The organism is Pseudomonas graminis (assembly GCF_900111735.1).
Taxonomy (GTDB): Bacteria; Pseudomonadota; Gammaproteobacteria; order Pseudomonadales; family Pseudomonadaceae; genus Aquipseudomonas; species Aquipseudomonas graminis.
Genome location: NZ_FOHW01000001.1, coordinates 260,705 through 283,593 on the forward strand (window position 1 = coordinate 260,705; position 22,889 = coordinate 283,593).

The 22,889-nt window shown below is 59.3% G+C and carries 18 protein-coding genes and 4 pseudogenes; 6 read left to right on the forward strand and 16 right to left on the reverse strand.

Going from position 1 to position 22,889, the window contains the following annotated elements:
• Window positions 1-12: 12 nt before the first annotated feature.
• Window positions 13-1,113: a dimethylsulfone monooxygenase SfnG gene (gene sfnG, locus BMY98_RS01150; RefSeq protein WP_074883473.1), complete on the reverse strand. Its 1,101-nt coding sequence runs from the start codon at window positions 1,111-1,113 to the stop codon at window positions 13-15.
• A gap of 399 nt (window positions 1,114-1,512) precedes the next feature.
• Between sfnG and BMY98_RS01155 the strand changes: the two genes are divergently transcribed.
• On the forward strand, window positions 1,513-2,751 hold the full coding sequence (locus BMY98_RS01155; protein ID WP_074883476.1) for an acyl-CoA dehydrogenase family protein: 1,239 nt from the start codon (window positions 1,513-1,515) through the stop codon (window positions 2,749-2,751).
• A gap of 104 nt (window positions 2,752-2,855) precedes the next feature.
• Here the strand turns inward: BMY98_RS01155 and BMY98_RS01160 are convergent.
• Together BMY98_RS01160 and BMY98_RS01165 are read right to left on the reverse strand one after the other, a co-directional pair.
• Window positions 2,856-3,365, reverse strand: a pseudogene (locus tag BMY98_RS01160) (MlaA family lipoprotein); the annotation flags it as partial.
• Window positions 3,361-4,260: pseudogene (locus BMY98_RS01165) on the reverse strand (efflux RND transporter permease subunit); the annotation flags it as partial. The pseudogenes BMY98_RS01160 and BMY98_RS01165, both read right to left, overlap by 5 nt.
• 2 nt (window positions 4,261-4,262) lie before the next feature.
• Between BMY98_RS01165 and BMY98_RS01170 the strand changes: the two are divergent.
• Window positions 4,263-4,760 (forward strand): annotated as a pseudogene (locus BMY98_RS01170) (winged helix-turn-helix domain-containing protein); the annotation flags it as partial.
• A 27-nt stretch (window positions 4,761-4,787) separates the two neighbouring features.
• On the opposite strand, the gene BMY98_RS01175 reads toward BMY98_RS01170, so the two are convergent.
• The 4 genes and pseudogenes from BMY98_RS01175 to BMY98_RS27970 form a co-directional block, all read right to left on the reverse strand.
• Window positions 4,788-6,272 carry a chemotaxis protein CheW gene (locus tag BMY98_RS01175; RefSeq protein ID WP_074883479.1) on the reverse strand — a complete coding sequence of 495 codons (1,485 nt, stop codon included), beginning with the start codon at window positions 6,270-6,272 and terminating at the stop codon, window positions 4,788-4,790.
• Window positions 6,269-8,035, reverse strand: a complete 1,767-nt coding sequence (locus BMY98_RS01180) for a methyl-accepting chemotaxis protein (protein ID WP_074883482.1) — start codon at window positions 8,033-8,035, stop codon at window positions 6,269-6,271. Before BMY98_RS01180 ends, BMY98_RS01175 begins: the two co-directional genes overlap by 4 nt.
• A gap of 162 nt (window positions 8,036-8,197) precedes the next feature.
• Window positions 8,198-9,070: a methyl-accepting chemotaxis protein gene (locus BMY98_RS27965; RefSeq protein ID WP_425438838.1), complete on the reverse strand. Its 873-nt coding sequence runs from the start codon at window positions 9,068-9,070 to the stop codon at window positions 8,198-8,200.
• Window positions 9,056-10,222 (reverse strand): annotated as a pseudogene (locus BMY98_RS27970) (methyl-accepting chemotaxis protein); the annotation flags it as partial. The gene BMY98_RS27965 and the pseudogene BMY98_RS27970, both read right to left, overlap by 15 nt.
• Window positions 10,223-10,659: 437 nt before the next feature.
• Here BMY98_RS27970 and BMY98_RS01190 point away from each other — a divergent pair.
• Complete coding sequence (locus BMY98_RS01190; RefSeq protein WP_074883487.1) at window positions 10,660-12,906, forward strand: putative bifunctional diguanylate cyclase/phosphodiesterase; 2,247 nt, start codon at window positions 10,660-10,662, stop codon at window positions 12,904-12,906.
• Window positions 12,907-12,986: 80 nt separating this feature from the next.
• Here BMY98_RS01190 and BMY98_RS01195 read toward each other — a convergent pair whose 3' ends face one another.
• Window positions 12,987-13,781: an SDR family NAD(P)-dependent oxidoreductase gene (locus BMY98_RS01195; RefSeq protein WP_074883489.1), complete on the reverse strand. Its 795-nt coding sequence runs from the start codon at window positions 13,779-13,781 to the stop codon at window positions 12,987-12,989.
• Between the two features lie 239 nt (window positions 13,782-14,020).
• On the opposite strand from BMY98_RS01195, the gene BMY98_RS01200 reads away from it, so the two are divergent.
• A complete protein-coding gene (locus tag BMY98_RS01200; protein ID WP_074883493.1) occupies window positions 14,021-15,160 on the forward strand; it encodes a glutathione-independent formaldehyde dehydrogenase in 1,140 nt (379 codons plus the stop codon).
• A 126-nt stretch (window positions 15,161-15,286) separates the two neighbouring features.
• Here the strand turns inward: BMY98_RS01200 and BMY98_RS01205 are convergent, their stop codons facing one another.
• From BMY98_RS01205 to BMY98_RS01220, 4 genes are read right to left on the reverse strand one after another with little or no spacing between them, the layout of a single operon-like run.
• On the reverse strand, window positions 15,287-16,243 hold the full coding sequence (locus tag BMY98_RS01205) for an ankyrin repeat domain-containing protein (protein ID WP_074883496.1): 957 nt from the start codon (window positions 16,241-16,243) through the stop codon (window positions 15,287-15,289).
• 26 nt (window positions 16,244-16,269) lie between these two features.
• Window positions 16,270-16,833 (reverse strand): DUF6891 domain-containing protein, encoded by a 564-nt coding sequence (locus BMY98_RS01210; protein ID WP_074883499.1) that lies wholly within the window; start codon window positions 16,831-16,833, stop codon window positions 16,270-16,272.
• A gap of 24 nt (window positions 16,834-16,857) precedes the next feature.
• On the reverse strand, window positions 16,858-17,514 hold the full coding sequence (locus BMY98_RS01215) for a dTMP kinase (protein WP_074883502.1): 657 nt from the start codon (window positions 17,512-17,514) through the stop codon (window positions 16,858-16,860).
• 53 nt (window positions 17,515-17,567) lie between these two features.
• Window positions 17,568-18,116 (reverse strand): glutathione peroxidase, encoded by a 549-nt coding sequence (locus BMY98_RS01220; protein WP_074883505.1) that lies wholly within the window; start codon window positions 18,114-18,116, stop codon window positions 17,568-17,570.
• Between the two features lie 300 nt (window positions 18,117-18,416).
• On the opposite strand from BMY98_RS01220, the gene BMY98_RS01225 reads away from it, so the two are divergent.
• Both BMY98_RS01225 and BMY98_RS26630 read left to right on the forward strand, forming a co-directional pair.
• Entirely contained in the window at window positions 18,417-20,000 is a 1,584-nt protein-coding gene (locus BMY98_RS01225) for a putative bifunctional diguanylate cyclase/phosphodiesterase (RefSeq protein ID WP_074883508.1), read from the forward strand.
• A 202-nt stretch (window positions 20,001-20,202) separates the two neighbouring features.
• Window positions 20,203-20,364: a hypothetical protein gene (locus tag BMY98_RS26630; protein ID WP_108119258.1), complete on the forward strand. Its 162-nt coding sequence runs from the start codon at window positions 20,203-20,205 to the stop codon at window positions 20,362-20,364.
• Window positions 20,365-20,477: 113 nt separating this feature from the next.
• On the opposite strand, the gene BMY98_RS01230 is transcribed toward BMY98_RS26630, so the two are convergent.
• Genes BMY98_RS01230 through BMY98_RS01245 form a run of 4 tightly spaced genes read right to left on the reverse strand, consistent with a single transcriptional unit; the run spans window position 20,478 to window position 22,884 of the window.
• A complete protein-coding gene (locus tag BMY98_RS01230) occupies window positions 20,478-20,717 on the reverse strand; it encodes a Rieske (2Fe-2S) protein (protein ID WP_074883512.1) in 240 nt (79 codons plus the stop codon).
• Complete coding sequence (locus BMY98_RS01235; RefSeq protein WP_074883514.1) at window positions 20,710-21,555, reverse strand: iron-containing redox enzyme family protein; 846 nt, start codon at window positions 21,553-21,555, stop codon at window positions 20,710-20,712. The genes BMY98_RS01230 and BMY98_RS01235 overlap by 8 nt, the downstream gene beginning before the upstream one ends.
• Complete coding sequence (locus BMY98_RS01240) at window positions 21,552-22,397, reverse strand: dihydrodipicolinate synthase family protein (protein WP_074883517.1); 846 nt, start codon at window positions 22,395-22,397, stop codon at window positions 21,552-21,554. The genes BMY98_RS01235 and BMY98_RS01240 overlap by 4 nt, the downstream gene beginning before the upstream one ends.
• Window positions 22,390-22,884: a DUF6190 family protein gene (locus tag BMY98_RS01245; protein WP_245759999.1), complete on the reverse strand. Its 495-nt coding sequence runs from the start codon at window positions 22,882-22,884 to the stop codon at window positions 22,390-22,392. Before BMY98_RS01245 ends, BMY98_RS01240 begins: the two co-directional genes overlap by 8 nt.
• Window positions 22,885-22,889 lie beyond the last annotated feature (5 nt).

The following is a 22,889-nucleotide window of genomic DNA, read 5'->3' on the forward strand; positions in this document are numbered from 1 at the left end:
CTCCGCAACACCTCAGGCGCTTTGAGCCACAGAAACCGTCTGATCTGAAGCTTCCAGCGCGCGTACAAGCGGCAATACGTGTTCACCGAAATACGCCACTTCCTCCTGAAAGTGCAGAAATGCCGAGAGCACCAGATCCACGCCCACGGCTTTCAACGCCACAATGCGCTCGGCAATTTGTTTCGGCGTTCCAATCAGATTCGTTTTAAACCCGTCGTTGTATTGAACCAGGTCTTCAAAGGTGGACTTGGCCCAATTACCCTCGCCTTCAGGACTGGCCTTGCCGGCCTGTTTTGCCGCATCGCCGAATGCATTCACGGCTTCAGGATCCGCCTGGTCGATGATTTCCTGAAGCACCGCGCGAGCTTCCTCTTCGGTTTCGCGAGCGATAATGAACGCGTTGACCCCGATTTTCACCGAATGCCCGTTCGCCGCTGCTTTAGCGCGAATATCATCCACCTGCGCCTTGATACCTTCTACCGTGTTGCCATTGGTGAAGTACCAGTCGGACACGCGTGCAGCCATGTCGCGGGCAGCACGGGAGCTGCCGCCCTGAAAAATTTCAGGGTGGGGTTGCTGAATCGGTTTCGGACGCAGTGTGTAATTGTGGAAGCGATAGAAATCGCCTTTGAAGGTGAAGTTGTCGGTTGTCCAAATGCCTTTCAACGCCCGGATGAACTCTTCGGAACGACGGTAGCGCTCGTCATGCTCCAGCCATGGCTCCCCGATGGCCTGGAATTCACCTTTGAACCAGCCACTGACAAGGTTGATCGCCACACGGCCGGCCGTCAGTTGATCAATCGTCGCCAGTTGCTTGGCAACCACGGCGGGTGTCCAGGGCCCGGGGAGGATGGCCGCGATCACCTTGAGTTTCTCGGTCGCCGCCAACAGCGCATGGCTGAACGCAACGGATTCGTGTTGGTTATCTGCGCCGTACCCGGCGGTGAAACGGATTTGCGTGAGCCCATACTCAAAGCCCGACTGCTCGGCAATTTGTGCCAACTTGCGGTTGTATTCGATGCCCCAGTGGGTGCGCTGCTCGATTTTACTAACGACCAACCCGCCGCTGACGTTGGGTACCCAGTATGCGAATTTGATTGCGCTCTGACTCATATGCCGATCTCCAAGTAGAGCAAGGGAGCCGCCCGGCGTGGTCGCCAAGTACGGTGTGCCCCACCTGCCTGATGTGGAAATAGCAGCAACTGTGCCAGTTGTTTATTTAACGACATTTCAACAGGTTAACGACCGGATCACATGTTTTGGTTTTCTCGCTAACAACGTTTTGCTGAACAGGTGTTCGCCGGCAAACAGTTGTATTGCCTGCACGCCGCGAGACGCTGTTACGAGAGAGCCAGCAACACAGCACAACTGTTGATGCATCAACAGTTGTGCCCTTGGATTCAACGGATAACCCGGATCAATCGGCCCTTTATGGTTAGGCATGGAGCATGCAAAGCGGGTGTATTGAAGCCGCCAGCACCGGACGGCTTTCATCATCACGGGAGTTCCCCTATGCCTGACGCGACGAACAATCCGCTTTCTCTGGGTACCGACTACGAAGCACTGGCTAATCGTTTTCGGCCGCTGTTCCAGCACATTGCAGCGGGCACCGTTGAGCGAGAACACTCTCGTGCACTTCCCGACGAGCCCATCAAATGGCTCAAGCAGGCCGGGTTCGGTGCTGTCCGAGTGCCCAAAGAATATGGCGGCGCCGGCGCTTCTGTTGAGCAACTGTGTGAGTTGCTGATCGAGCTGGCCGAAGCCGACTCCAATATTCCGCAGTCCCTGCGCGGCCATTTTGCCTTCGTAGAAGATCAACTGAACTCGCCCGCGACGGCCGAACGCGACACATGGTTCCGGCGCTTCGTTGAAGGCGATTTAGTGGGTAACGCGTGGACAGAAACAGGCGATGTAAAGCTCGGTGAAGTCATCACCAAAGCGACTCCGGACGGAGCGCAGTTTCTTTTGAACGGAAAAAAATACTACAGCACCGGCAGTCTATTTTCTGACTGGATCGATGTGTACGCCCAGCGATCAGACACGGGTGCGGACATTATTGCAGTGGTCAATGCCCGTCACGCCGGGGTACAGCAAAGTGATGATTGGGACGGTTTCGGACAACGCACGACAGGCAGCGGGACCTCGGTATTCAATAACGTCCCTGTTCCCGCGACACATATCATCCCCTTCCAAAACCGTTTCAACTATCAAACCGCGTTCTACCAACTGGTGTTGCTCGCCGTATTGGCGGGCACAGGTCGGGCGATAGAACGCGACATTACCCAGCAGATCCGCGAGCGCACACGTGTTTACAGCCACGGCAATGCCACCCGCGTGAGCGCCGATGTTCAGATCCAGCAAGTGGTCGGCCAGATTTCCGCGCAGGTCTACGCTGCACAGGCCACCACCCTTCGCTCTGCAACGCCCTTGCAGCGAGCCTATGAAGCGCGGTTTTCGGGGAACCCCGAGGCAGAGCGAACGGCAAACATTGCAGCGGAAATCGAAACGGCACAAGCACAGGTCGTCGTCTCCGATCTTGTTCTGCGAGCCGCCACCGACCTGTTCAATGCGCTCGGCGCCTCAGGCATTAGCGTCAATAAAGCTCTGGATCGCCACTGGCGTAATGCGCGGACCGTCGCGTCCCATAACCCGCTTATCTACAAGGCGAAGATCGTCGGTGACTGGAGTATCAACGGCACCGAGCCACCCTATGTCTGGCAAATCGGGCAGGGAGAGCCGAAGGCCAGTTGAAAGCGTTGCTTACAGCCGAAGATTTCGATTCCTGGCCTTGAATCTGGCAAGCCCGTCGCGGTGCCTCATGTTGGCACGCGACGCTTTGCGGGTCGTCAAGCGGATCAAAAGTCATCCTGCACCTCTCCCCCGTTGATTTTGAACGCTCGGGTCTGCAGATAGACACTTCGGATGAAGTTGTACTTGTCGCCCGTGATGAGTTTTTCAGACTTCAGGTATTGAGCACGTCCGTCGATGATGCTCGCGCCATACAGACTGTTACGCGTAGGGACGTCGCCGATGTAGCGAATCGGGTTGGCGTATGCATCGGGAAGGATCGCCGGCGCATCGCGCAATGTGCTCGGCCCCAGCAGCGGCAGTACCAGGTACGGACCGCTCGCGACACCCCAGCGACCGAGCGTTTGGCCAAAGTCCTCATCACTGCGCGGCAAGCCCATCGGCGTGGCGACGTCGATCAAACCCGCCAGGCCAATCGTGCTGTTGAACAAAAAGCGACTCGTATCAACGCCGGCGCTGTGAAACCTGGCTTGAAGTAAATGGTTGGCTACATTTTTCACCTCCCCCAGATTGCTCAGCGCATTGTGAATCCCGTCCTGAAGAATGTGGGGGGTCAGGCTGTTGGAGAATGTAATCCTCGAACTGCTTGATCACGGCCTGCGTGCGGCTGTCCGTCGCCCCCACCGGCAACTGGATCTGTGCCAGCAGAATTCCCTGGTCTTCGTCCGGCAGGAACGAGGTCGCCAGACTCATGTAGCCCACCGCCATGACCACCAGCACCAGCCCATAAAGCAGCAGGCTCCGTCCCCACCGCCGCAACACCGCACCCACCCAGCGCTCATAACCGGCACTGGCCCGTTCAAAGGTGCGGTTGAACCAGCCGAAGAACCCACGCTGAGCACTTGGCGTCTGGCCGTTATGCGCTTTGAGCAGCGAAGCGCAGAGCGCGGGTGTCAGGGTCATGGCCACCAACACCGAGAGGACCATGGCCGAGACGATGGTCACGGAAAACTGCCGATAGATAATCCCGGTGGAGCCGCCGAAAAACGCCATCGGAATGAACACCGCACTCAGCACCAGGGTAATGCCGACCAGTGCACTGCTGATTTCACTCATCGATTGTCGCGTGGCCGCCATGGGCGACAGGCCCTCGCCCATCAACCGCTCGACGTTTTCCACTACAACGATGGCATCGTCCACCAGCAAGCCGATCGCCAGGACCATGGCGAACATGGTCAGGGTGTTGATCGAGTAGCCGAACAGCGACAACACGCCGAACGTGCCCAACAGCACCACCGGCACGGTAATCGCCGGGATCAGCGTCGCGCGCAGGTTCTGCAGGAACAGGAACATGATCAACACCACCAGCACGATCGCCTCGCCGAGGGCCTTGACCACTTCCTCGATGGACAGGCTCACAAAGGGCGTGGTGTCGTAGGCAATCACGTTTTTGAGCTGCATTTCTGCCGGATAGAACGGCTCCATCTCCTGAAGCTTGGCCTTGACCGCCTCGCGGTATGCAGGTCTGCCAGGACCTGCGCGGTTTCAGCGCCGTGCCGATCATCATGATCACCGCCCGTGTTGAAGAAATGGACCGCCTTCGGGGCCTCGATCTGGGCGCTGACGACTATATCTGCAAGCCTTTCAGCCCCCGCGAGGTGGTGGCCCGGGTCAAGGCCATCCTGCGCCGCGGCCCCCAACTGCTGACCGGCGTTGCACCGCGGCTGATCATTGATGACGCACAGCACCGCGCGTCACTCAATGGTGTCGAGCTGGACCTGACACGCCTTGAACTGCGGTTGCTCAGCACGTTTGCGCGTTCGGCCGGCCGGGTCTTTTCCCGAGATCAACTGCTGGACAAGCTCTACTCCGACCACCGCGTGGTGACTGACCGGACAGTGGACAGCCATATCCGCAACCTGCGGCGCAAGCTGGAGCAGGCATGCCCTGGGGAGACGCCCATTGAATCGTTGTATGGCGTCGGCTATCGGTTCCAGCTCACTGACGGGTGAAGCGTCAGCGAGGCAAATGTCCCTGGCTTAACCCGCGAGGCGCCGGGTCTGCGCCTCCGTCACGGCCATCTCCAGTCCCCTGACGATGTTGCTCAGATTGATCAGCGTCATCCAGCGGACCTGATCACCCTTGCCGATACTCACCAGGCTGCGCATGCGGTCATTGACCGAGCCCTTGACCCTCACGCTGTGCTCCCAACCCTCGGGATGCTCGGAGGCCGGGTGGGTAAAGGTTTCAATGGAGTCGGTGCGGTTGACCACCAGCCCGAAGCTATGAAGTTCGCCTTTGACCAACAGCACCCGCTCCAGCGTATTGCCGGGAGGCGTTGTGCCCTCTATCAGGCTGCTCAGGCAGACCAGCGGAATCTGCTCGCCACGCAGGTTGTAACTGCCCAACAAATGGGACTGCTGTTGGGCAAACCGTACGTAGTGCTCGGGCATATCAAGGATTTCCAACACTTGATCAAGGGGCACCACGAACGGCTGGGACGCCTGGAACACCAGACACGTCTGGTTCATCTGCGCAAGACGCGAGCCCAGCGCATCCTGGTTGGGCGCGCTGGTCTGGTAGATCCTGGCGAAACTCAGTGTCTCTTTGCGCTCCAGCAACTCGCGGTAATCAAGCAACAGCGCTTGCTCTCCGTTCTCCAGCCCGACAACGCCGGCAAACAGCCCGGGCTCCCGCAATCCATAGCGGGGCAATGGGAGAATTTCGTGAGCACGCTTGCGCACAATCGAAATCATTCGGTCGTAGACCAGACCGATGCGATAGCCTTCTCGCGAGGTCAACACCAGCAGTTGATTCTGGGGCTGGGCCGTCGCCGGACATTCAATACCCAGGATCCGGTTCAGGCTCAAGGCAGGTACATCAACGCCGCGGCGGTTCACGACGCCCAGGCAGAAGTCGCCGCCCAATTTGCTGGGCAGCATGTCCGGGCGGTCCACCAGCTCGGTAATTGCTTTGGCGTCTACTGCGTAGCGCTTTCCTTCGCACTCGAACAACAGCAAATGATGCAGCTCCCGGGACGGGTCCTGAACCTGCATGGTGTCGGCAACTTCTCTGGACTGCGCAGTCAACACTTGGGGCGAGCCGCACAGCGCGTCGAGGTCGAGCCGGTAAATCATTCGCTCATTTTCGACCAGCACGAGTTCTGGCAGCAGCGCGACCGCGGTGCCCTCCCCGCCGAGACGACAAAGGTTCCGCGCCTCGACTTTCATGACATCGCTGACGCCGCTGACCGCAATGCCCAGGCGTCGGCCTTGATGGTTGACGATGGCAACCATTTCCAGTGGGTCGTGTTGGGCGACGTCGTGCTCACCCAGCAACGACCGGAGCTCAATCAGTGGCAGCGCCTTGCCGCGCAGGCTGAACATGCCGAGCAATGCCCCGCCTTGCAGCGGATGGGGCTGCAGCCGGGCGGGCCAGTTGATCACCTGCTCCAGGGCCTGGGCGTCAATCGCGACTTCCAGCGCGCCTAGTTTGACTATCCCAAACGCGAGGGCCTCGCTCATAGGGTTTCAACCTGACCTGGGGCGCTCAAGCCTTTGCCCAACCCGGTGGCGAGCTTGATACGGTTGAGCTCGTCGATCAGTTCAGCGACACGCTCAGCCAGGTGATGCTGTTCTTGCGTCGCCGCGCCGATGGTGGTCATCGCGCCATTGGTCTTTTCGACCCCGGCTACGATGCGCTCGAACGCACTGCCTGCGCTGCGGGAGATCTCGCTGCCGGAGTTGATGCGGCGGACCGTTTCCTGAATCAATTTGTTGATTTTGGTGGTGGCTTGGGAGGACTTCTCCGCCAGCTTGCGCACCTCATCGGCCACCACAGAGAAGCCCAGCCCATGCTCACCCGCCCTCGCCGCTTCAATGGCGGCGTTGAAGGCGAGCATGTTGGTCTGACCGGCGATCGTGCTGATCACCTCGATGATTTCCTGAATGTCTTCTGCCGATTTGCCGATGGTGTCCATCGCCGCGGACGCCTCGTTGAGGGTCTGGGAACCGCGCTGGGCTTCATCCTGGGTAATGCGTGCCTGATCGTTGGCGTCGCCAGTGGTTTTGACCACTTCGGCAATGGCCTCCATCAGGCGCGTGACCGACTCATCCATCGCCTGGGTCTTGGCTTCAATGGCCTCTTCAAGCTCGACCTGAGCGGTAATGTCGGTGGCGAACTTGACCACCTTGTAGGGTTGCCCCGTCGCGTTGAACACCGGGTTATAGGTCGCTTGAATCCAGATTTTCTGTCCGTACTTGCTGATGCGCATGAAGCGCCCGGTGAAGAATTTTCCGCTGCTCAGCGCGCTCCAGAATTCACGATAAGGCGTGGTCTTGACATACTCCGGTTCGCAAAACAGCGAATGGTGCCGGTCCTTCAATTCCTCCATCCGGTAGCCCACCAGATCCAGGAAGTTAGCGTTGGCCGAGAGAATATTGCCGCTCAGGTCGAACTCGATCACGCCTTGGGCGCGGTTGATCGCGTTGACCTTGCCTTCGTGCTCCATGGTGCGAAGTTTGGTCTCGGTCACGTCGGTGGCGAACTTCACGATCTTGTACGTCTGGCCCTGGGTATCAAGAATCGGGTTGTAGGACGCTTGAATCCAGACATCCCGACCGTCCTTGCTCAGGCGCTTGTACTCGCTGGAGTCGTATTCGCCCTTGCCGAGTTTCTCCCAGAACTCGCGGTACGCCAGGGAAGCCGCGTATTCGGGTTCACAAAACATGCGGTGATGTTGGCCGACGACTTCGTCCAGCGTGTAACCCATGGCCGAAAGAAACTTCCTGTTGGCGTTCAATACATAGCCTTCAGGGGTGAACTCGATCAACGCCTGGGAGCGCTCGATCGCCTCGATTTTGCTTTCCCATTCGGCATTGCGATTGCGTACTTCGGTGACATCGCTGGCAAATTTGACGATTTTGAATGGCTTGCCGTTGTTGTCCATCACCGGGTTGTAGGTGGCCTGCAGCCAGATCTGGCGCCCGTCCTTGGCCTGACGCTGGTACTGGCCGGCGTCAAACTTGCCGGTCCCCAGCTTCTCCCAGAACATCAGGTATTCCTTGCTGGTCGCATAGTCGGGCATGCAAAACAGCCGGTGATGGCGCCCACGAATTTCTTCGAGGTCGTAGCCCATGCAATCGAGAAAATTCTGGTTGGCGTACAGCACATTGCCCTGCAGATCGAATTCGATGACGGCTTGGGAGCGGTCGATCGCGCTTAGCAGAGAATTCAGGTCGGCGCCGGCCTGGGCAAGTTCGGCGGTTGGGTTGGATTTATTATTCATGGGGCAGATCCGCTAAATGATGTTGAGTGGGCGGGGCTCCGTCCCTGAAAGCGATAAGCAACCGCTGTTCACTGTCCAACCTTCGATGGCGCCGCAGGAGGCAGGGCTCTGGAAAAGCCCTGCTTCCCGTTGTTTGCTCGGCAGGCAACCGGGTGAAACGTCTTACGTTTTGAAATGCGACGTCATTTTTTGCAAACCGCTGCCCAAAGACGCCAGCTCGACGGTTGCCCTTGCGCTCTCCTCGCTCGCTGTCGCGGACTGATCGGCGACGTCACGAACACTCAGCACACTGCGGTTGATTTCTTCGGCCACCGCACTTTGCTGCTCGACGGCTGCGGATATCTGCAGGCTCATTTCCTGGATAGTGCCGATGGAGTGGTTGATCTGGTTGATCGCCTGCTCAGCTTTTTGCGCCAGTTCGACTGTGTCCAGCGTGCGTTCCCGGCTGGACACCATCAGGCTGGCGGCGGATTGAGTGCCCTGCTGCAGAGCGAGGATCAGTGTTTCGATTTCCTGAGTCGAGTCTTGCGTGCGCTGTGCCAGCGAACGGACTTCGTCAGCGACCACGGCGAACCCGCGACCCTGCTCCCCGGCCCTTGCGGCTTCGATGGCGGCATTGAGTGCCAGCAAGTTGGTCTGTTCGGCAACCGCCTTAATCACGTCAATGACTTTGCCGATTTGCCCGCTGTCCTGCGTCAGCACATTCATGGCCTCTCCCAGCGCCTCTATTGCCTGGGACAGCTCGCTGATCTGCGTCGTGGCCTGCTTGACCACGGCGCTGCCGTGACGCGCCTGCTCTTCGGCCAGGGTGGCGGCGGCCGAGGCGTCGGCGGTGTTGCGCGCGACCTCCTGAACAGTGGAGGCCATCTCGTGCATGGCAGTGGCGACCTGATCCACTTCGACTTTTTGCTGACGAACACCGGCGCTGGTCTGCTCGCTCATGGCGGACAGCTTTTGGGCAGAGTTGGAGATTTGCGTCACGCCACCACCGATGCCCTGCACCAGCGTGTTGAGGCTTTGCGCCATCTCTTGCATGGCATTCTGAAGGTCGCCCACCTCGTCTCGGCGCGTGGATCTGGACTGAACAGTAAGGTCACCTTTGGCAATCCGGCGAGCCAGGTCGACCGTGAGCGCCAGCGGCAGGGTGATCTGACGGGAGATGATCACAGAAGCCAGCAGCCCCACCACCACGGCAAACAAGGTCAGAACGACCACCTGAATCAATGCATCGTGCTGATCGGCAAGGGCCAGCCGCTGCTGGGTGTCCTTCAAGCCGGTCAGGATTTTATCCATGGCCTCGCTTTCTTGATCCACCTGCTGGCGCAGGCTCTGCTTCTGCTCAAAAAGAGCCGAGACTTGCACCAGCACGTCGCGGTACTGCCGCATCCCGGCAAAGGCTTCGTCCAGTTGGCTGGACAGTTCGGCGGGCAGGCTGGTGCGGGCTTTAGTGATGTTGTTCAGGAACGAGTCGGTCGTGTCCAGAAGCAGCTTTTTGTTGGTGGCGTCCGGAACGGCGATGTAACGGCGCAGCACGAGACGAAACATCGTCATGCCATTTCGCAGGTCGGCGACCGTGCGCAGCTCGGTTACACGCTCGACCCCGGGTTGCTCCAAAGCGCTGGCCGTGGTGGCCTCAAGCATTCTGGAGAATGTGTCGACGAATTTGTCAGACAGCGCACCCAGCGGCTTCAGGGCACCACTGGTGGACTTGTCGGTATCAACGAGGCGATTGACCTTTTGATCATAGGACGCGGTACTGGCTTGCAGTTGCGCCAGCGCTTGCTGGCTCTCGGCCCGTTTCATTGCAAGCAGTGCCTGGGCTGTCAGCGCCTGCAGCGCACTGAGCTGTGTGTGGTAAGCCTCAAGCGCGTTTTGATCGGCTGAGGCTTCATACTGCTTTTCGGAGAGACGCATATCCTGCGCGGCATCGTTGAGCGTACCGGTCAAGCGTGTGGTGTTCAGGCGATCAACGAGGAGGTTATTGCTGGTGTAACCGACAAACGCCACCGCCAGTACGGCCAGCAGCAGGATGCCAAAGCCGATCCCCAGCTTTCGGGAAACCTTGATGTTGTCCAAAAATCTCGTTGCCACTGCCATTTCAAGCCTCAAACGCCATCGCGTAATCAATCCGCAGGCGAAAAATAGTTCGGGCAACCACAGTTGCCTTCGAAGAGAAGGTGTCGTCATCCAGGGCGAGGTTGAGAGCCATTTCCAAGTGACCCGGCCAGACGAAGCGCATGTGCTGGCCTATTCGCATCGGCAGAGGGTGGGATGAACTTTAGGCAGGGTTGTACATTTATTTATTCATGTATAACTTTGAACCTTTCCACTCTCCGGTTTCGAGGGCCTGCAACACTTGGAACCAGTGCGGTTGAGGGACATTTCCCATCACTCGAAAGCACTACGCTGTAAGGTTCAAATGATGGATCGCCCGCACTCCTTCACTTGGTTAGCGCCAGCCATTGCCAAGTCGTCTTATTGAACTTCGTCGACCTGCCGATACCGAAGCTGCCAACCACCTCGCCAGTGGCCGCAGATATCGCACCCGGTTGTTGCTGGTTTTTTTGATTTCTACTCGTATCGAATGACCGCCTGCCACTCCGTCCCCTTTTCAGGTAATGCACATGGCCGTCAAGGCTCACGTTGGTTTGAAGAATCATGAAGTTCTGGGTCAGTTTCTGGACGCGGCTTCCCACCTGACCGGGGCGGCGGGCGCCATCCTGATATTGCGGGACGAGGAGCAGTGGCGCACGGTAGCCACCTGCGGCAACGCGCCGGAGGTGCGCACGAACGAAATCACCGGCGGCTGGTTAAAGATGATGTTGTCCTACGGGGATGTCGTCGACGTTGGCGAGGCCATGCCCGCTGACGCTGCGCTGCCTGCCGGGCTGGATCAAGTGGTCGACGAATCGCTGATCTGCGTTGCTATCCGGGATGGCGACGCCGTCCTGACCGGTGCGGTGTTGATGACGATTCCGCTTTCCCACAAACGTCTCAGCGCCGCGCACATCTATGGCCTGCAAACCCATGCAGCCGATCTGTACGACGCACTCAAGATGAACCCCACCCATCCGTCTGGCGGATCTGCGGTCATCGAGCGCTTGCGCTTGCTGGAGTCGGTGGTAGTCAACGCCAAGGACGCCATTCTGATTACCGAGGCGGAACCCATCGATTTGCCGGGGCCACGCATCGTGTATTGCAACCCGGCCTTTCTGACCACCACCGGGTTCAGCCTCGACGAAGTCATGGGCAAGACGCCGCGGATTCTGCAATGCGAGGAGACAGACCGCCCAACGCTCCAGAAAATAAGGGACGCGTTGCAACGCTGGGACCCCGTGGAAGTCGAGCTCATCAACACGCGCCGGGACGGCACCCGGTTCTGGGTGCAGCTCAGCATCGTGCCGGTCGCGAACGAAAAAGGCTGGTTCACCCATTGGGTTTCCGTACAACGCGACATCACCGAGCGTAAAGACGCAGAGCAGCATTTTCGGCAAGCCCAGCTCGACCGCGAGGAACGTGTCGCGCTTGAGTCGCGGCTGATCGAGCGTGAGCGTATTCAGGACGAGTTGTCCTACGCGGCCTTCCATGACGAACTGACGAGGCTCAAGAACCGCGGCTACTTCATGGCTCGCATCCATTCAGCCTTGAGCAAGGGAACCACCGATGAGCCCGGCGCGGCGACGGTGTTGTACCTGGACCTGGATCGATTCAAATACGTCAACGACGGCATGGGTCATCATGCTGGCGACACGCTGCTCAAAAGCGTTGCCGAGCGCCTGAGCGAGTGCATCGATCCCACCGCGGTGATTGCCCGCATCGGCGGCGACGAGTTCGCCATACTGCTGACCGACAAGGGCCATCAGGAACAGGCGATCGAGACCGCCAAGCGTGTGACCCATGCCCTCAGCTTGCCAACTGCCATCGACGGCCAACAACTCTTCATCTCCTGCAGCATCGGCATCGCGACGCTGGATGCTCAGCACCGTACCGCCGAAGACCTGATCCGTGATGCAGACGTGGCCATGTACGCCGCCAAGAAAAAGGGCCGTGGCAGTTGGGCCGTTTTCGACCTCTCGATGCGCCAGGCCTCAATCGACATGCTGGTGATGCAGAACGCGCTCAAGCATGCGATTACCCGCGACGAGTTCTATCTGGTGTACCAGCCGATCTTTTCCATCACCACTGAAACGATTGTGGGCGTTGAAGCACTGGTGAGATGGCGCCATTCGAGCCTGGGCATTATCGCCCCTGACGTGTTCATCGGCGTGGCCGAGGACATTGGCGTCATTTGCGACCTTGGCCAGTGGGTCATGCGCAAGGCCTGTCGCGAAGTCAGCAAATGGAGAGACGCAGGCGGGCCGTGCGGCATCAAGCTGAACGTGAATGTGTCCGGGGTAGAGCTCAACCGCAAAGACTTCGCCCTTCAGGTCGCCGAGATTATTGCAGAGACCGGATTCGATGCCCGTGCCTTGCAGATCGAGATCACCGAGTCAGTGTTCCTGCATGAACCGGAGATTGTTGCCAAGACCCTCGAAGACCTTCGCGCGCAGGGCATCCGGATTGCGCTGGACGATTTCGGCACCGGCTACAGCTCCCTGGGCTACATCGACCGCTACCCCATCGACGCCATCAAGATCGATCGGTCATTCGTCACGCGCATGATGAAGCACGAGCGCAGCGTTGCCATCGTCAAAAGTATCCTGTCCCTGGGCGAGGCGCTGGACCTGGCCATTGTTGCCGAGGGCGTCGAAACCCTTGGCCAACTCGACCAGCTCAGGGAGTTGGGCTGCCCATATGCGCAAGGTTTTCTGCTCAGCCCACCAGTGCTGGCCGAGGATGTTCTGGCATTGCTGGTTGCGAGCAGGCGATGACGAGCCGCTCGCGTTCATAGTTGACTGAACGCGCGCGGCCGGTTTCCGCTGGAGCGGCTTCAGCCGGGAAATCGCCCGGCTCAAACGATATCGTCGACCACACCGCCGTCAACTCGCAGCGCGGCGCCGGTGGTGGCGGATGCCTGGGGCGAGCACACGTAGACGATCATGTTGGCGACTTCTTCGACGGTGGCTGCACGCTGAATGATCGAGCTCGGGCGGTGTTCGGCCACAAATGCCTGGGTCACTTCCTCCAGGGATTTGCCCGTGCGCTCCACTTCACTCTGCATCATGGTGGCCACACCATCGGACAAGGTAGGCCCCGGCAGAACGCTGTTGACGGTCACGCCGCTGCCGGCAACGCGCTTCGCCAGGCCCCGTGCCAGTGCCAGCTGCGCGGTCTTCGAGACGCCGTAGTGAATCATGTCGGCCGGAATGTTGCGTGCAGACTCGGACGACACGAATACCACCCGGCCCCACTTCCCCGCCACCATTGCCGGCAGCAGCGCGCGGCTCAGGCGCACCCCTGACATCACGTTGGTCTGCCAGTAGCTGTCCCACACCTCATCTTCCGTTTCAAAGAAATCCTGCGGGCCATAGATCCCGGCGTTGTTCACTAGAACGTCGATATGCCCTGCACCCTTGAGCAGGGTTTCAACACCACTGGCATCGCTGAGATCTGCGGCTACACCGGTGATGGTGGCAGCGGGCACGGCGCTGACCAGTCGGGCGATGGCTTCCTTCACCGACCCTTCGCTGCGGCCATTGATGACCACCTCGGCACCCGCCTCGGCGAGACCTTTGGCAATTGCAAAACCGATGCCGCCGGTGGACGCAGTGACCAGCGCGCGTTTGTTATTCAGCTGAATGTTCATTTCCACTCCTTCACATTGGGTTGCGGGGCAGGACTGAATTCACCCTAGTGGAGCTTCTACCGCTTGCATAGACGCGAGGGTGGCTTTCGTCTCGGGCTGGCCGCAAGCCGCGTTCCAGAGCCTTTTGCCAGCATTTACCGTTCGTCACTCGCGGCGAATCTCTTTGAACGACAGGTCAGTACGGTCGTACTAAAACTGGCGAACTATCCGTATCTGCATCTCATTGTTCTGGAGAACCCATGAAAGCCATTATTTACAACGGTCCTTACGACGTCAGCGTTCAGAACGTCCCCGATGCAAAAATCGAAAAAGCAACCGATGTCCTGGTCCGCATCACCACGACCAACATTTGTGGTTCCGACCTGCACATGTACGAAGGCCGCACCAGCTTCGAAACGGGCCGGATTCTGGGTCACGAGAACATGGGCGAAGTCATCGAAGTGGGCGCTGCAGTCGATCGCGTGAAAGTGGGCGATATGGTCTGCCTGCCGTTCAACATCGGCTGCGGCTTCTGCGATAACTGCGAGCGCGGCCTGACCGGTTACTGCCTGACCGTCAACCCTGGCAGTGCCGGTGGCGCCTATGGTTTTGCCGAAATGGGGCCTTACGAGGGCGGCCAGGCCGAACTGCTGCGCGTGCCGTATGGCGACTTCAACTGCCTGGTGCTGCCTGAAGATGCCAAGGAAAAAGAAGACGACTACGTCATGCTGTCGGACATCCTTCCAACCGGCTGGCACGCGACTGAATTGTCCGGCCTGCTGCCGGGTGAAAGCATCGCCATTTACGGCGCGGGCCCGGTCGGCCTGATGGCTGCCCATTCCGCGATGATCAAAGGCGCCTCGCAAGTCTTCGTGGTCGACAACCATCCAGACCGTCTGGCCCTGGCCGCCAAGCTGGGCGCGACGCCGATCAACACGGCACAGACCCAGGCCGTGGAGCAAATCATGAACCTGACCAACGGCAAAGGCACGGACCGTGGCTGCGAATGCGTGGGCTATCAGTGCTGCGACAAGCACGGCCATGAAGCCAATCACGAAACCATGAACAACCTGGTGGCCTCCACCAAGCCCACTGGTGGCATCGGTGTCGTGGGTGTCTTCGTGCCGCAGGACCCGAACGCTGCGAGCGATCTGGCGAAAGAAGGCAAAATGGCCTTCGACTTCGGCTCCTTCTGGTTCAAGGGTCAGCAGATCCGCACCGGCCAGGCCAACGTCAAGGCGTACAACCGTCGCCTCGCCGAGCTGATTCACCATGACCGTGCCAAGCCGTCGCAGATCATCTCCCACAGCCTGAAGCTGTCCGAAGGTCCGGACGCCTACAAGCATTTTGATCAGCGCGCCGACGGCTGGACCAAAGTGGTGCTCAAGCCTTCGGCGTAAGCCTCTGGCGCACTCCGTTGAGCTGTTGTGACGGTTGCGCCTGAACGATGTTAATGGGTGATCCGTGCCGAAGCGCTCGCTTTGGTGTGGATCACTCCCATCAACATGGCAGCTTCAAGGCTCCTCTCACAGTATCGACCTTTCCCAATCAGCGGCTTCGCCCCAACCGCGCCGCTTCTTTGTATCAATGCGCCAGATATCACCTTTGCGGGTCAGGCCGAACAGCACCTCATACCGCAGCCTCGTACTGGGCGCCTGCCGCGTAATGATCACCGCCCGGCGAGCCTCACGCTCGACACTCACCAGTGCATCTTTGGGCGAATACTCCGGTGGAAACCCGAAGCTGCCGAGGCTCCCGTAAATACGGGGCTTGGACGTACAAAAACGCTCGATTATTTGATTCTGCGCCGCCTGAATAACCGACCAGGCAAGCTCGCCATCATCGATGCGTTGCTTTTGGCTGTAGCAGTCGGTTTCCCAGGCATACATGGCCAGGATGAAGCCACGCAGGACGCTTGCAGGGTTGCTGTCATCAACATCTGACCCGTCCGCTGCCACGGCGGGCCAAGGCATCGAATACTCATCAGGCGGGACAGGCGCCAGCGCACCGTGCTGCTGCAACAGCGCCACGATTTCCGCGTGGTTTCGCGCATCAGCCATCGACAGCGCATTGTGGCCGTTGCCGGTTTGTAAATGCACATCGGCCCCGGCCGCCAGCAAGGCAGCCACGACACCAGCGTGCCCCTCACGGGCGGAGAGCATCAAAGGCGTCTGTTGATAGGTGTGGGCTGTCAGATCGACGGACGCCTGAGCCACCAGTAACGCGTCCACTGCGTGAAGATCACCTCTGTCGGCGGCCCAGCCGAGGGCCGTGAACCCGAGGGTCTTATCGGCCTTGTCCAGGCTCGCGCCTCGGGCGATCAACAGGTTGAGGGTGTGTACATGGCCGGCAATGGCCGCTTCGATCAATGCCGTACGACCGGGCATCTTGTCGATAAAATCGATATCGGCGCCACCGTCCAGCAGGCTCAGCAACGTCTCGTTCTGGCCTCGGGCGGCCGCCTTTAACAGTTTCTTGCTCAAGGGCATCTCCTGATATTGATCGCCGTTCAGTCGCGGGGCGCTCTGCGCTGCCAGTTGAAGTTGTGAATTTCCACACGCTGCTCGACGGTTTCATTCCAGAAGACTTCAAAGCCAGCGGCTTTCAACACGCTGCACAACCGGTGCCCTACCTTGAGACTCTGTGCAGGATCATCATCGATTGCGCCAAAAGCGATGAGCAGGGCTTCTCCCTCTACAGCGCGTTCCACGTCTTGTCCGTGATAAAAACAAAAACCGTGGTAATGCTCGTTCGGCGCTTGGTGAATCGCTTCGGCCACCTCCGTGAATCCGTCCGACAAGGTATAACCCGCATTGGACAGGGCACAGATCCCCTCTTCATGGAGATCGTAGAACACTGCATCGAGCCGCTCGCAGGCAGTCACCTCTGGCCAGTCACGCTCTGCGTCGAGCTTGCGTTGCCACTCTGGCAGGATCAACGCCTTCAGCGCTGGTACATCACAGTCATCGTCAATGATGTCATCGACCATCTCATCCATCTCTTCAGGCGTGTAGAAGCCCGACCACACCCACGTCCGTATGCTGTCCGCCACGTATTCATTGCTGTCGGCCATTGGCACCTCGCCTTCGTTAAACAATCAATAGAGATCCAAGCTTCCCCCCTCGGGGCAGCGAAAGCCTCTAGTGGCTTGCGCGTTGCATACCTCGGAAACCACCTGCACCGTCGCGTCTTCCAGCCGCCCTTCATTGCGACACAAAACCCACCCGTTAGCTGAAACCGCCCGCTCGAACGCCTCGGTACAAGCGGCGTGTTCTTCCAGCGTATGCACCACCGTACTGCTCAAGCCACGCCGGCGTGCCGCTGCCCGCCCCCATGAAATTTCGGCCGCAGTGACAACCCCGACATGGAGGTCCGGCACGCGCACGTTCCTGTCAATGTTCAACTGCAGGATCTCGGCAAACGGGACGAGCCGGCGAAACGCGGCGTCCGACGGGTACCAGCGATCGATCAGGATGATGCTGTCGGCGGGCTGCTTGGTCAGGACGTGCCGGGAGATCCAGGCACGGCTGTCGGCGAGGCGCTCACACACCTCAAACTCCAGATCGCGGTTGGGATGCCTGGCGAGTTGGTTGACGAGGGCCATTATTTCACCCCGGTGGGGATCACTTTTGCTCTCGCTTAGCCGGATCACCTTCTTGCCATCGGCCCTCAGCGATTTCGTGACGGCCTCCAGCAGCGTGGTTTTCCCGACGCCCTTGGGCCCATCCAGAGATACAAAAAGCGCAGGGTTCATGCTTCACACAACAATTCGATAGACAGCCTTGTTTGCCCTGCCCGCTCAGGCGCTCAGGCGGCGCTCAGGGCTTCGTCGATGGCCGCAATCAGGCGTGGATCGTCGGCGGTCACATCTGGCGCAAAGCGACCAATCACCTTGCCGTCTCGCCCGATCAGGAATTTCTCGAAATTCCACAGCACGTCAGTGCCCGCGCCGCTTTCGATGCCGTAGCCCTTGAGGCGTTCACGGAACGGTCCGTCGCCTGTGGCAGCGGGCTGGGCGGCAGTCAGTTCGCGGTAGAGCGCGTGGGTGTCGTCGCCGGCGACCGAGATTTTCGAGAACAGCGGGAAGTGCACGTCATAGGTGGTCGAGCAAAACGACTGGATGTCACTGTCGCTGCCCGGCTCCTGCTCTTTGAAGTTATTGGCCGGAAAGCCCAGCACTTCAAGTCCGGCTTCCTTCTTGCCCTGGTAAAGGCTTTCAAGCCCTTCGTATTGCGGCGTCAGCCCGCATTTGGAGGCCACGTTCACCACCAGCAGCACTTTGCCCTTGTACTGGCCCAGGCTGGTTGGCGTGCCATCGATTTGCTTGAGGGGAATGTCGTACAGAGAATCGGTCATGTGTGGCTCCTTTTTTACCGGGTTGGCTATCGCCGGGATGAGGTGTCTGTGATGGACCATCAGTGGGCGGACTGCAGGGACACCTTAAAGCATGCGGCCAATGATTCAGTCATGATTTCCGCTTTAGTCCCAAGGCAGTGGCACCCCAGGGATGATCACAGTGCGACCCTTACCCTTTTTTGATTACGCGCAGAAGACCGTTCGGCGTCCAGGCAAGATTCTTCGATCAACGGTACGAACCTATATGAGAAGATGGCAGTCTGACATCACAATCACTTTTCTGGCCCAGTGAGGCCTGACATGAATGACCTGCACCGCCGCAACCCTTGTCGCCTGCCTGTACTGCTGATAATCACGCTGTCCACCGTGATTGGACTTTCCATCGTGTGGGAATTCAGGCTCGAAGCCTGGGTGATGCACTGGCTCGCCCTGCCCTATGACGCGGACTTTGAAGACGCCGAAAGATGGCGGTTCGTCATGACCGTCACGGGATTTTCGCTTATTTCGCTGATCATCCCCACCATTCTTCTCAAACGTCTGATCGCCAACACGCGATTGAGCTACCGTCGACTGAAGCAGGCTCAGGCGCAGACTGAATCCCTGGCCACTTATGACTCGCTGAGCGGTTTGATCAACCGACGCATTTTGATGGAAATGATTAGAAACCAGTTGGGCTTGAGGCGTCCAGCAGCGGTCATGCTGATCGATCTGGACCACTTCAAGGCAGTCAATGATCAGCACGGCCACGCCGCCGGCGACATTGTGCTGGTGGAGATCGCGCGCAGGCTCGAGGCCATTGCCGACGACAACGGAGGCATTGCGGCGCGTCTGGGTGGTGATGAGTTTTGCCTGCTGTTCCTCAATTTCAAACACCAGACCGAGCTGTGCCAGATCGCCGAGGCGGCAGTGTTTCAGCTCAGTGCGCCATTGTCCGGCGCCGTCGAGCCTTCGGCGTTGGGCGCCACCATTGGCATCGCACGGTCATGGACAGACGCTCAAGATGCTTCGGCATTGCTGCACTGTGCCGACACCGCAATGTACCGGGGCAAGGAAGACGGGCGTTCGACCTACAATTTTTATGACAAGGACTACGAAAAGCAACGCCGGGCCCAGGCCGACCTTGAACTGGCACTGAAACGGGCGGTTGAAGCAGACGAAATCGTGCCCTACTTTCAGCCGATCGTGGCGCTGCCTTCTCAGGAGGTTGTGGGCTTCGAAGTCCTCGCACGCTGGCTCAGGCCCGACGGCAGCACCGCGACGCCGGCGGACTTTATTCCGGTGCTTGGGCGCCTGGGATTGATCCCCGCCATGACCCGGTCGCTGATCAAGCAGGCCTGTCGTGCCGCCAATCGCTGGGACGATCGCCTGCGCTTGTCCATGAACGTCAGCGCCGGCATGGTGACCGACGTGCTGTTTCCCGATCAGTTGCTGGAGCAACTGCGGCAAGAGCAATTCGCGTTTCATCGCTTCGAAGTTGAAATCACCGAGGAGGCCCTCGTCGGCAATCTGGACGTGGCGCGGCAAAACCTGAGGAAATTGCACGAGCACGGCATCACGGTGGCGCTGGATGACTTCGGCATCGGTTACTCAAGCCTGTATCACCTGACCCGCCTGTCCATCGACAAGATCAAAATAGACCGGTCGTTCTTTGAGCCGGGACAGACCGATCACCTGCCCATGGTCGAGGCGATTCTGGGCATGGCGCGCAGCCTGAAGATGCAAGTGACGGCTGAAGGCGTCGAGGAATGTCACCTGCCCCATCTCCCGTCCTGGCTGGCCAACAGTGGATGCAATTACGCCCAGGGCTACCTGTATGGCCGTCCGAAGCCGGCGTCCAGCCTGTTCTGCTACACCCATTCGTCGTTTGCGCAGCAGGCAGGCTGATGGTTCGCGGGCCGTGGCGCTGCGAACATTGTTCGGCGCCTGCTTCACGGCCTTCGCGAGGCTGTCATGGCGGGTCAGCCATCGCGGTATGAAATGCACTGAACGCTGAACCCGGCGCTGACTCCAAAGCTTGCCCCCACACTCACGACCAACGTGTTGCGTCGGCGGGCACTCGAATCATCTGCCAGATCAAGGAATTGCCATGACCGATCCACGTAACGTCGCCCACGACAAAAAAGTGCAGCAAGAGAAGAAGAACCACGGCGAAGAAGTCGCGCCGGATGCCGTGCACGCGCCGCAGCCAGGCATGAAGCCTGCGCTCAAGCACGACGATGATGCGACCGAGCAAGACGAACAGGCGTGAATCAGGCGTTGAAACAGGCTTGAGATCGCGGTTTAGCGGCGCTGACTGACGTCAGCAGCCGCTCTATCCACAGCTATGACACCCGCACGACCGTGCAGGGTTTCCCCTGACATTCACGTCAATTTACGGCACACCAGCCCACCGCATGCAGGCCCGCCCAGTTGCTCGCCCGTTTCCAGACTGAACACCGAGAAATGCAGCGGACAGGTGATGGTCCGCCGGCTGTGATTGACGGTACCGTGCTCCAGCCAGCCCTCACGGTGCGGGCACAGACTCGGCACTTCGTATCGGTCCTGCCCGGCCTGAATCACGAAGGTTGCGGGCCTGAGTGCTACGTCACCTTCATCAAGCATGGGCGACCCCCTCACCGACCTTGCTCCCTTGAGCCTTATACACCGCCTGATCGAATGCGTGGTTGGTGATCAACCGCCCCATGCAGATTCCCTTCCACGCGTTGGCGTGATTCAACTGCCGGTCATTGTCCATCGCCTTCAGCAGCCGTTGACCTTCCAGCGCGTGGAAGACGTCAATGTGCACGTGTTCGCTGTAATAGGTGTGGGCTTTTATCCCGAGCCTGTCGCACAGCGTCGTATAGCAACCGAAGAAAAACGGCACCACGGTCTCGAAGTAGGTGATCACTCCCGCGAAATACGACGGATCATGGGCGCGCATGGTCAACCAGCAGAACATGTTGGGAAACGAGCAGCCGGCCTCGGCGTTCGCCTGGATATTGCTTTCCAGATCCGTCGGCATGCCCAGTTCATCCAGCAGCACCTTATAGAGCGTGGTGTGCGAACGCCTGATGTTCCCCGAACCGAACTCGTCGATCATCATCCGCAGCATGGGCATCTGGGCTTCAAGGCTCAGACGCGGCATGAGGTGATAAAACACTTGGGCTTCGGTAAGGCCGTCGAGGGCGAACTCCTGCACGAGGATCTTGAATTCGTCCAGGGTCATGTGTTCGGCCACGTAGCGCGCCGTCTCGGGTTCCTCTGCCTTGTCCTGCTCTACCAGCGCCGCGAGCATGGCGCGTAATTCGTTCAGGTCGGTGGGCTGATGCTCGGTCATGCTGTCGCGGATCGCCGCGTCAAGCCATTGCTGCTCGAAGTGCAGCAGCTCGGCGGGGATCGGCTGAAGCTGTTCGATGAGCGCCCGGTTGGCGCGAAACAGCGATTTGTGGGAAGCGATCATCTGGCGTACTCCCGACTGAAGTGCTCAAGTGCGGCGTGCTCGTGTGCGCCCTGCTCCTGAGTCGTAAGCGACGAGCGCAAGACACCGCGGGCCGCCAGTTCGCGCTTTACGTGTGCGTACCAGTCATCCTCGTCCAGGCAGAATGTTTCATTCAGCCGGGCCACGATGGCCGCGACTTCAGGCTGCGGCCCCAGGCAGGCCACCCGGCACAGGGCCGGTTCGAGGTTGGCCAGGGAGACAATGTTTCCATCGCTGAGCAGTTCGCCGGCCAGGTCGTGTTCCCAGCCGATGAAGTAGTCCACGCCCTCCTGCCGAATCCGCGCGATCTGCGCCTGGGTGCGCGCCTGGCTCGGCGAGTCCTTGAGGCCTGTTACGCGCTCCAGCCGTGCAATCTCCAGCAACGTGTCGAAGCTCTTTTCGTTACCCGACAGCGCCGACTCGTTGTAGATCAGCAGGTCCAGCGGCGCGCGGCTGTGAATGGCCTGGTAGTGGGCCAGAATGTGCTCCTGACTGATGCCTTCGGCAAAGGGTGACGTCACGATGATTTCCCTGGCGCCAAGCTCCCCCGCGAGTTCGGCCCGTTCAATCACCTCCTCAGTGGTGGGAAGCTCGATACCGACCACTACGCGGTGGGTGTGACCGGCAAACTCCAGGGTGTACCTGAGCATGTCGGTCCACTGCGCAACCGAAAGATTCCAGCCTTCGCCGGAGGTCAGACACGGGATAAATCCGTCAACCAGCGGCCCGCAGGCACGGACGAGCTGCTGCACGCTGTGACGGCAGACGTTCGCGTGTGCGTCGAGCGGCGTCACCAGCGGGACCAGCACCTGACGTTTAGACATGCCGGTAATCCTCCTCGGTAATGATCAGCTCAAGGGACGCGCGATACAGCCGATGCAAACCCTCCGGAAACGTATGGCCAGTGTGCTCTGCCTCGAATGAAGCCAGGTGCGGTTTCAGCGCCGGGCAGTTCTGGTAATCGCGGTCATGGGTGTAAAACAGGCAATTGGCCTCAAGGACCTGCGCCGCTTGCAGGCGCTTTTCGGCAGACAGCCCGGACAAGGCCGCACTGTTGGCCGCCCGGGTCAGCGCCGCGTTGCTATACCCTGCTCGCTGGATGTTCATGTCGGAATGCAGCACATCCATGAACGGGTAGTAAACGTCCTGAAGCTCGCGGGCTTTCTTCCAGATGATTGCATCGCAGACGCCAATCTGGCTGAAGCTCATGCGCACTTCGCTGTGATATCGCTGGGTGAAGAACGCCAGCGAGCTGTCGCGAATGCCTTGGTTTTGATGGTGCATGCCCATGAACACGGTCGCATCGATCATCGGCG

What these genes read in the sequence shown, in the direction of transcription:
- BMY98_RS01190 (WP_074883487.1), top strand. Translation starts at nt 10,660, where the DNA reads ATGGCCGTCAAGGCTCACGTTGGTTTGAAGAATCATGAAGTTCTGGGT.
- BMY98_RS01235 (WP_074883514.1), bottom strand. Translation starts at nt 21,555, where the DNA reads ATGATCGCTTCCCACAAATCGCTGTTTCGCGCCAACCGGGCGCTCATC.
- sfnG (WP_074883473.1), bottom strand. Translation starts at nt 1,113, where the DNA reads ATGAGTCAGAGCGCAATCAAATTCGCATACTGGGTACCCAACGTCAGC.
- BMY98_RS01200 (WP_074883493.1), top strand. Translation starts at nt 14,021, where the DNA reads ATGAAAGCCATTATTTACAACGGTCCTTACGACGTCAGCGTTCAGAAC.
- BMY98_RS01180 (WP_074883482.1), bottom strand. Translation starts at nt 8,035, where the DNA reads ATGAATAATAAATCCAACCCAACCGCCGAACTTGCCCAGGCCGGCGCC.
- BMY98_RS26630 (WP_108119258.1), top strand. Translation starts at nt 20,203, where the DNA reads ATGACCGATCCACGTAACGTCGCCCACGACAAAAAAGTGCAGCAAGAG.
- BMY98_RS01210 (WP_074883499.1), bottom strand. Translation starts at nt 16,833, where the DNA reads ATGGCCGACAGCAATGAATACGTGGCGGACAGCATACGGACGTGGGTG.
- BMY98_RS01225 (WP_074883508.1), top strand. Translation starts at nt 18,417, where the DNA reads ATGAATGACCTGCACCGCCGCAACCCTTGTCGCCTGCCTGTACTGCTG.
- BMY98_RS01220 (WP_074883505.1), bottom strand. Translation starts at nt 18,116, where the DNA reads ATGACCGATTCTCTGTACGACATTCCCCTCAAGCAAATCGATGGCACG.
- BMY98_RS01240 (WP_074883517.1), bottom strand. Translation starts at nt 22,397, where the DNA reads ATGTCTAAACGTCAGGTGCTGGTCCCGCTGGTGACGCCGCTCGACGCA.
- BMY98_RS01215 (WP_074883502.1), bottom strand. Translation starts at nt 17,514, where the DNA reads ATGAACCCTGCGCTTTTTGTATCTCTGGATGGGCCCAAGGGCGTCGGG.
- BMY98_RS01155 (WP_074883476.1), top strand. Translation starts at nt 1,513, where the DNA reads ATGCCTGACGCGACGAACAATCCGCTTTCTCTGGGTACCGACTACGAA.
- BMY98_RS01195 (WP_074883489.1), bottom strand. Translation starts at nt 13,781, where the DNA reads ATGAACATTCAGCTGAATAACAAACGCGCGCTGGTCACTGCGTCCACC.
- BMY98_RS01230 (WP_074883512.1), bottom strand. Translation starts at nt 20,717, where the DNA reads ATGCTTGATGAAGGTGACGTAGCACTCAGGCCCGCAACCTTCGTGATT.
- BMY98_RS27965 (WP_425438838.1), bottom strand. Translation starts at nt 9,070, where the DNA reads ATGCAAGAGATGGCGCAAAGCCTCAACACGCTGGTGCAGGGCATCGGT.
- BMY98_RS01175 (WP_074883479.1), bottom strand. Translation starts at nt 6,272, where the DNA reads ATGAGCGAGGCCCTCGCGTTTGGGATAGTCAAACTAGGCGCGCTGGAA.
- BMY98_RS01245 (WP_245759999.1), bottom strand. Translation starts at nt 22,884, where the DNA reads ATGATCGATGCGACCGTGTTCATGGGCATGCACCATCAAAACCAAGGC.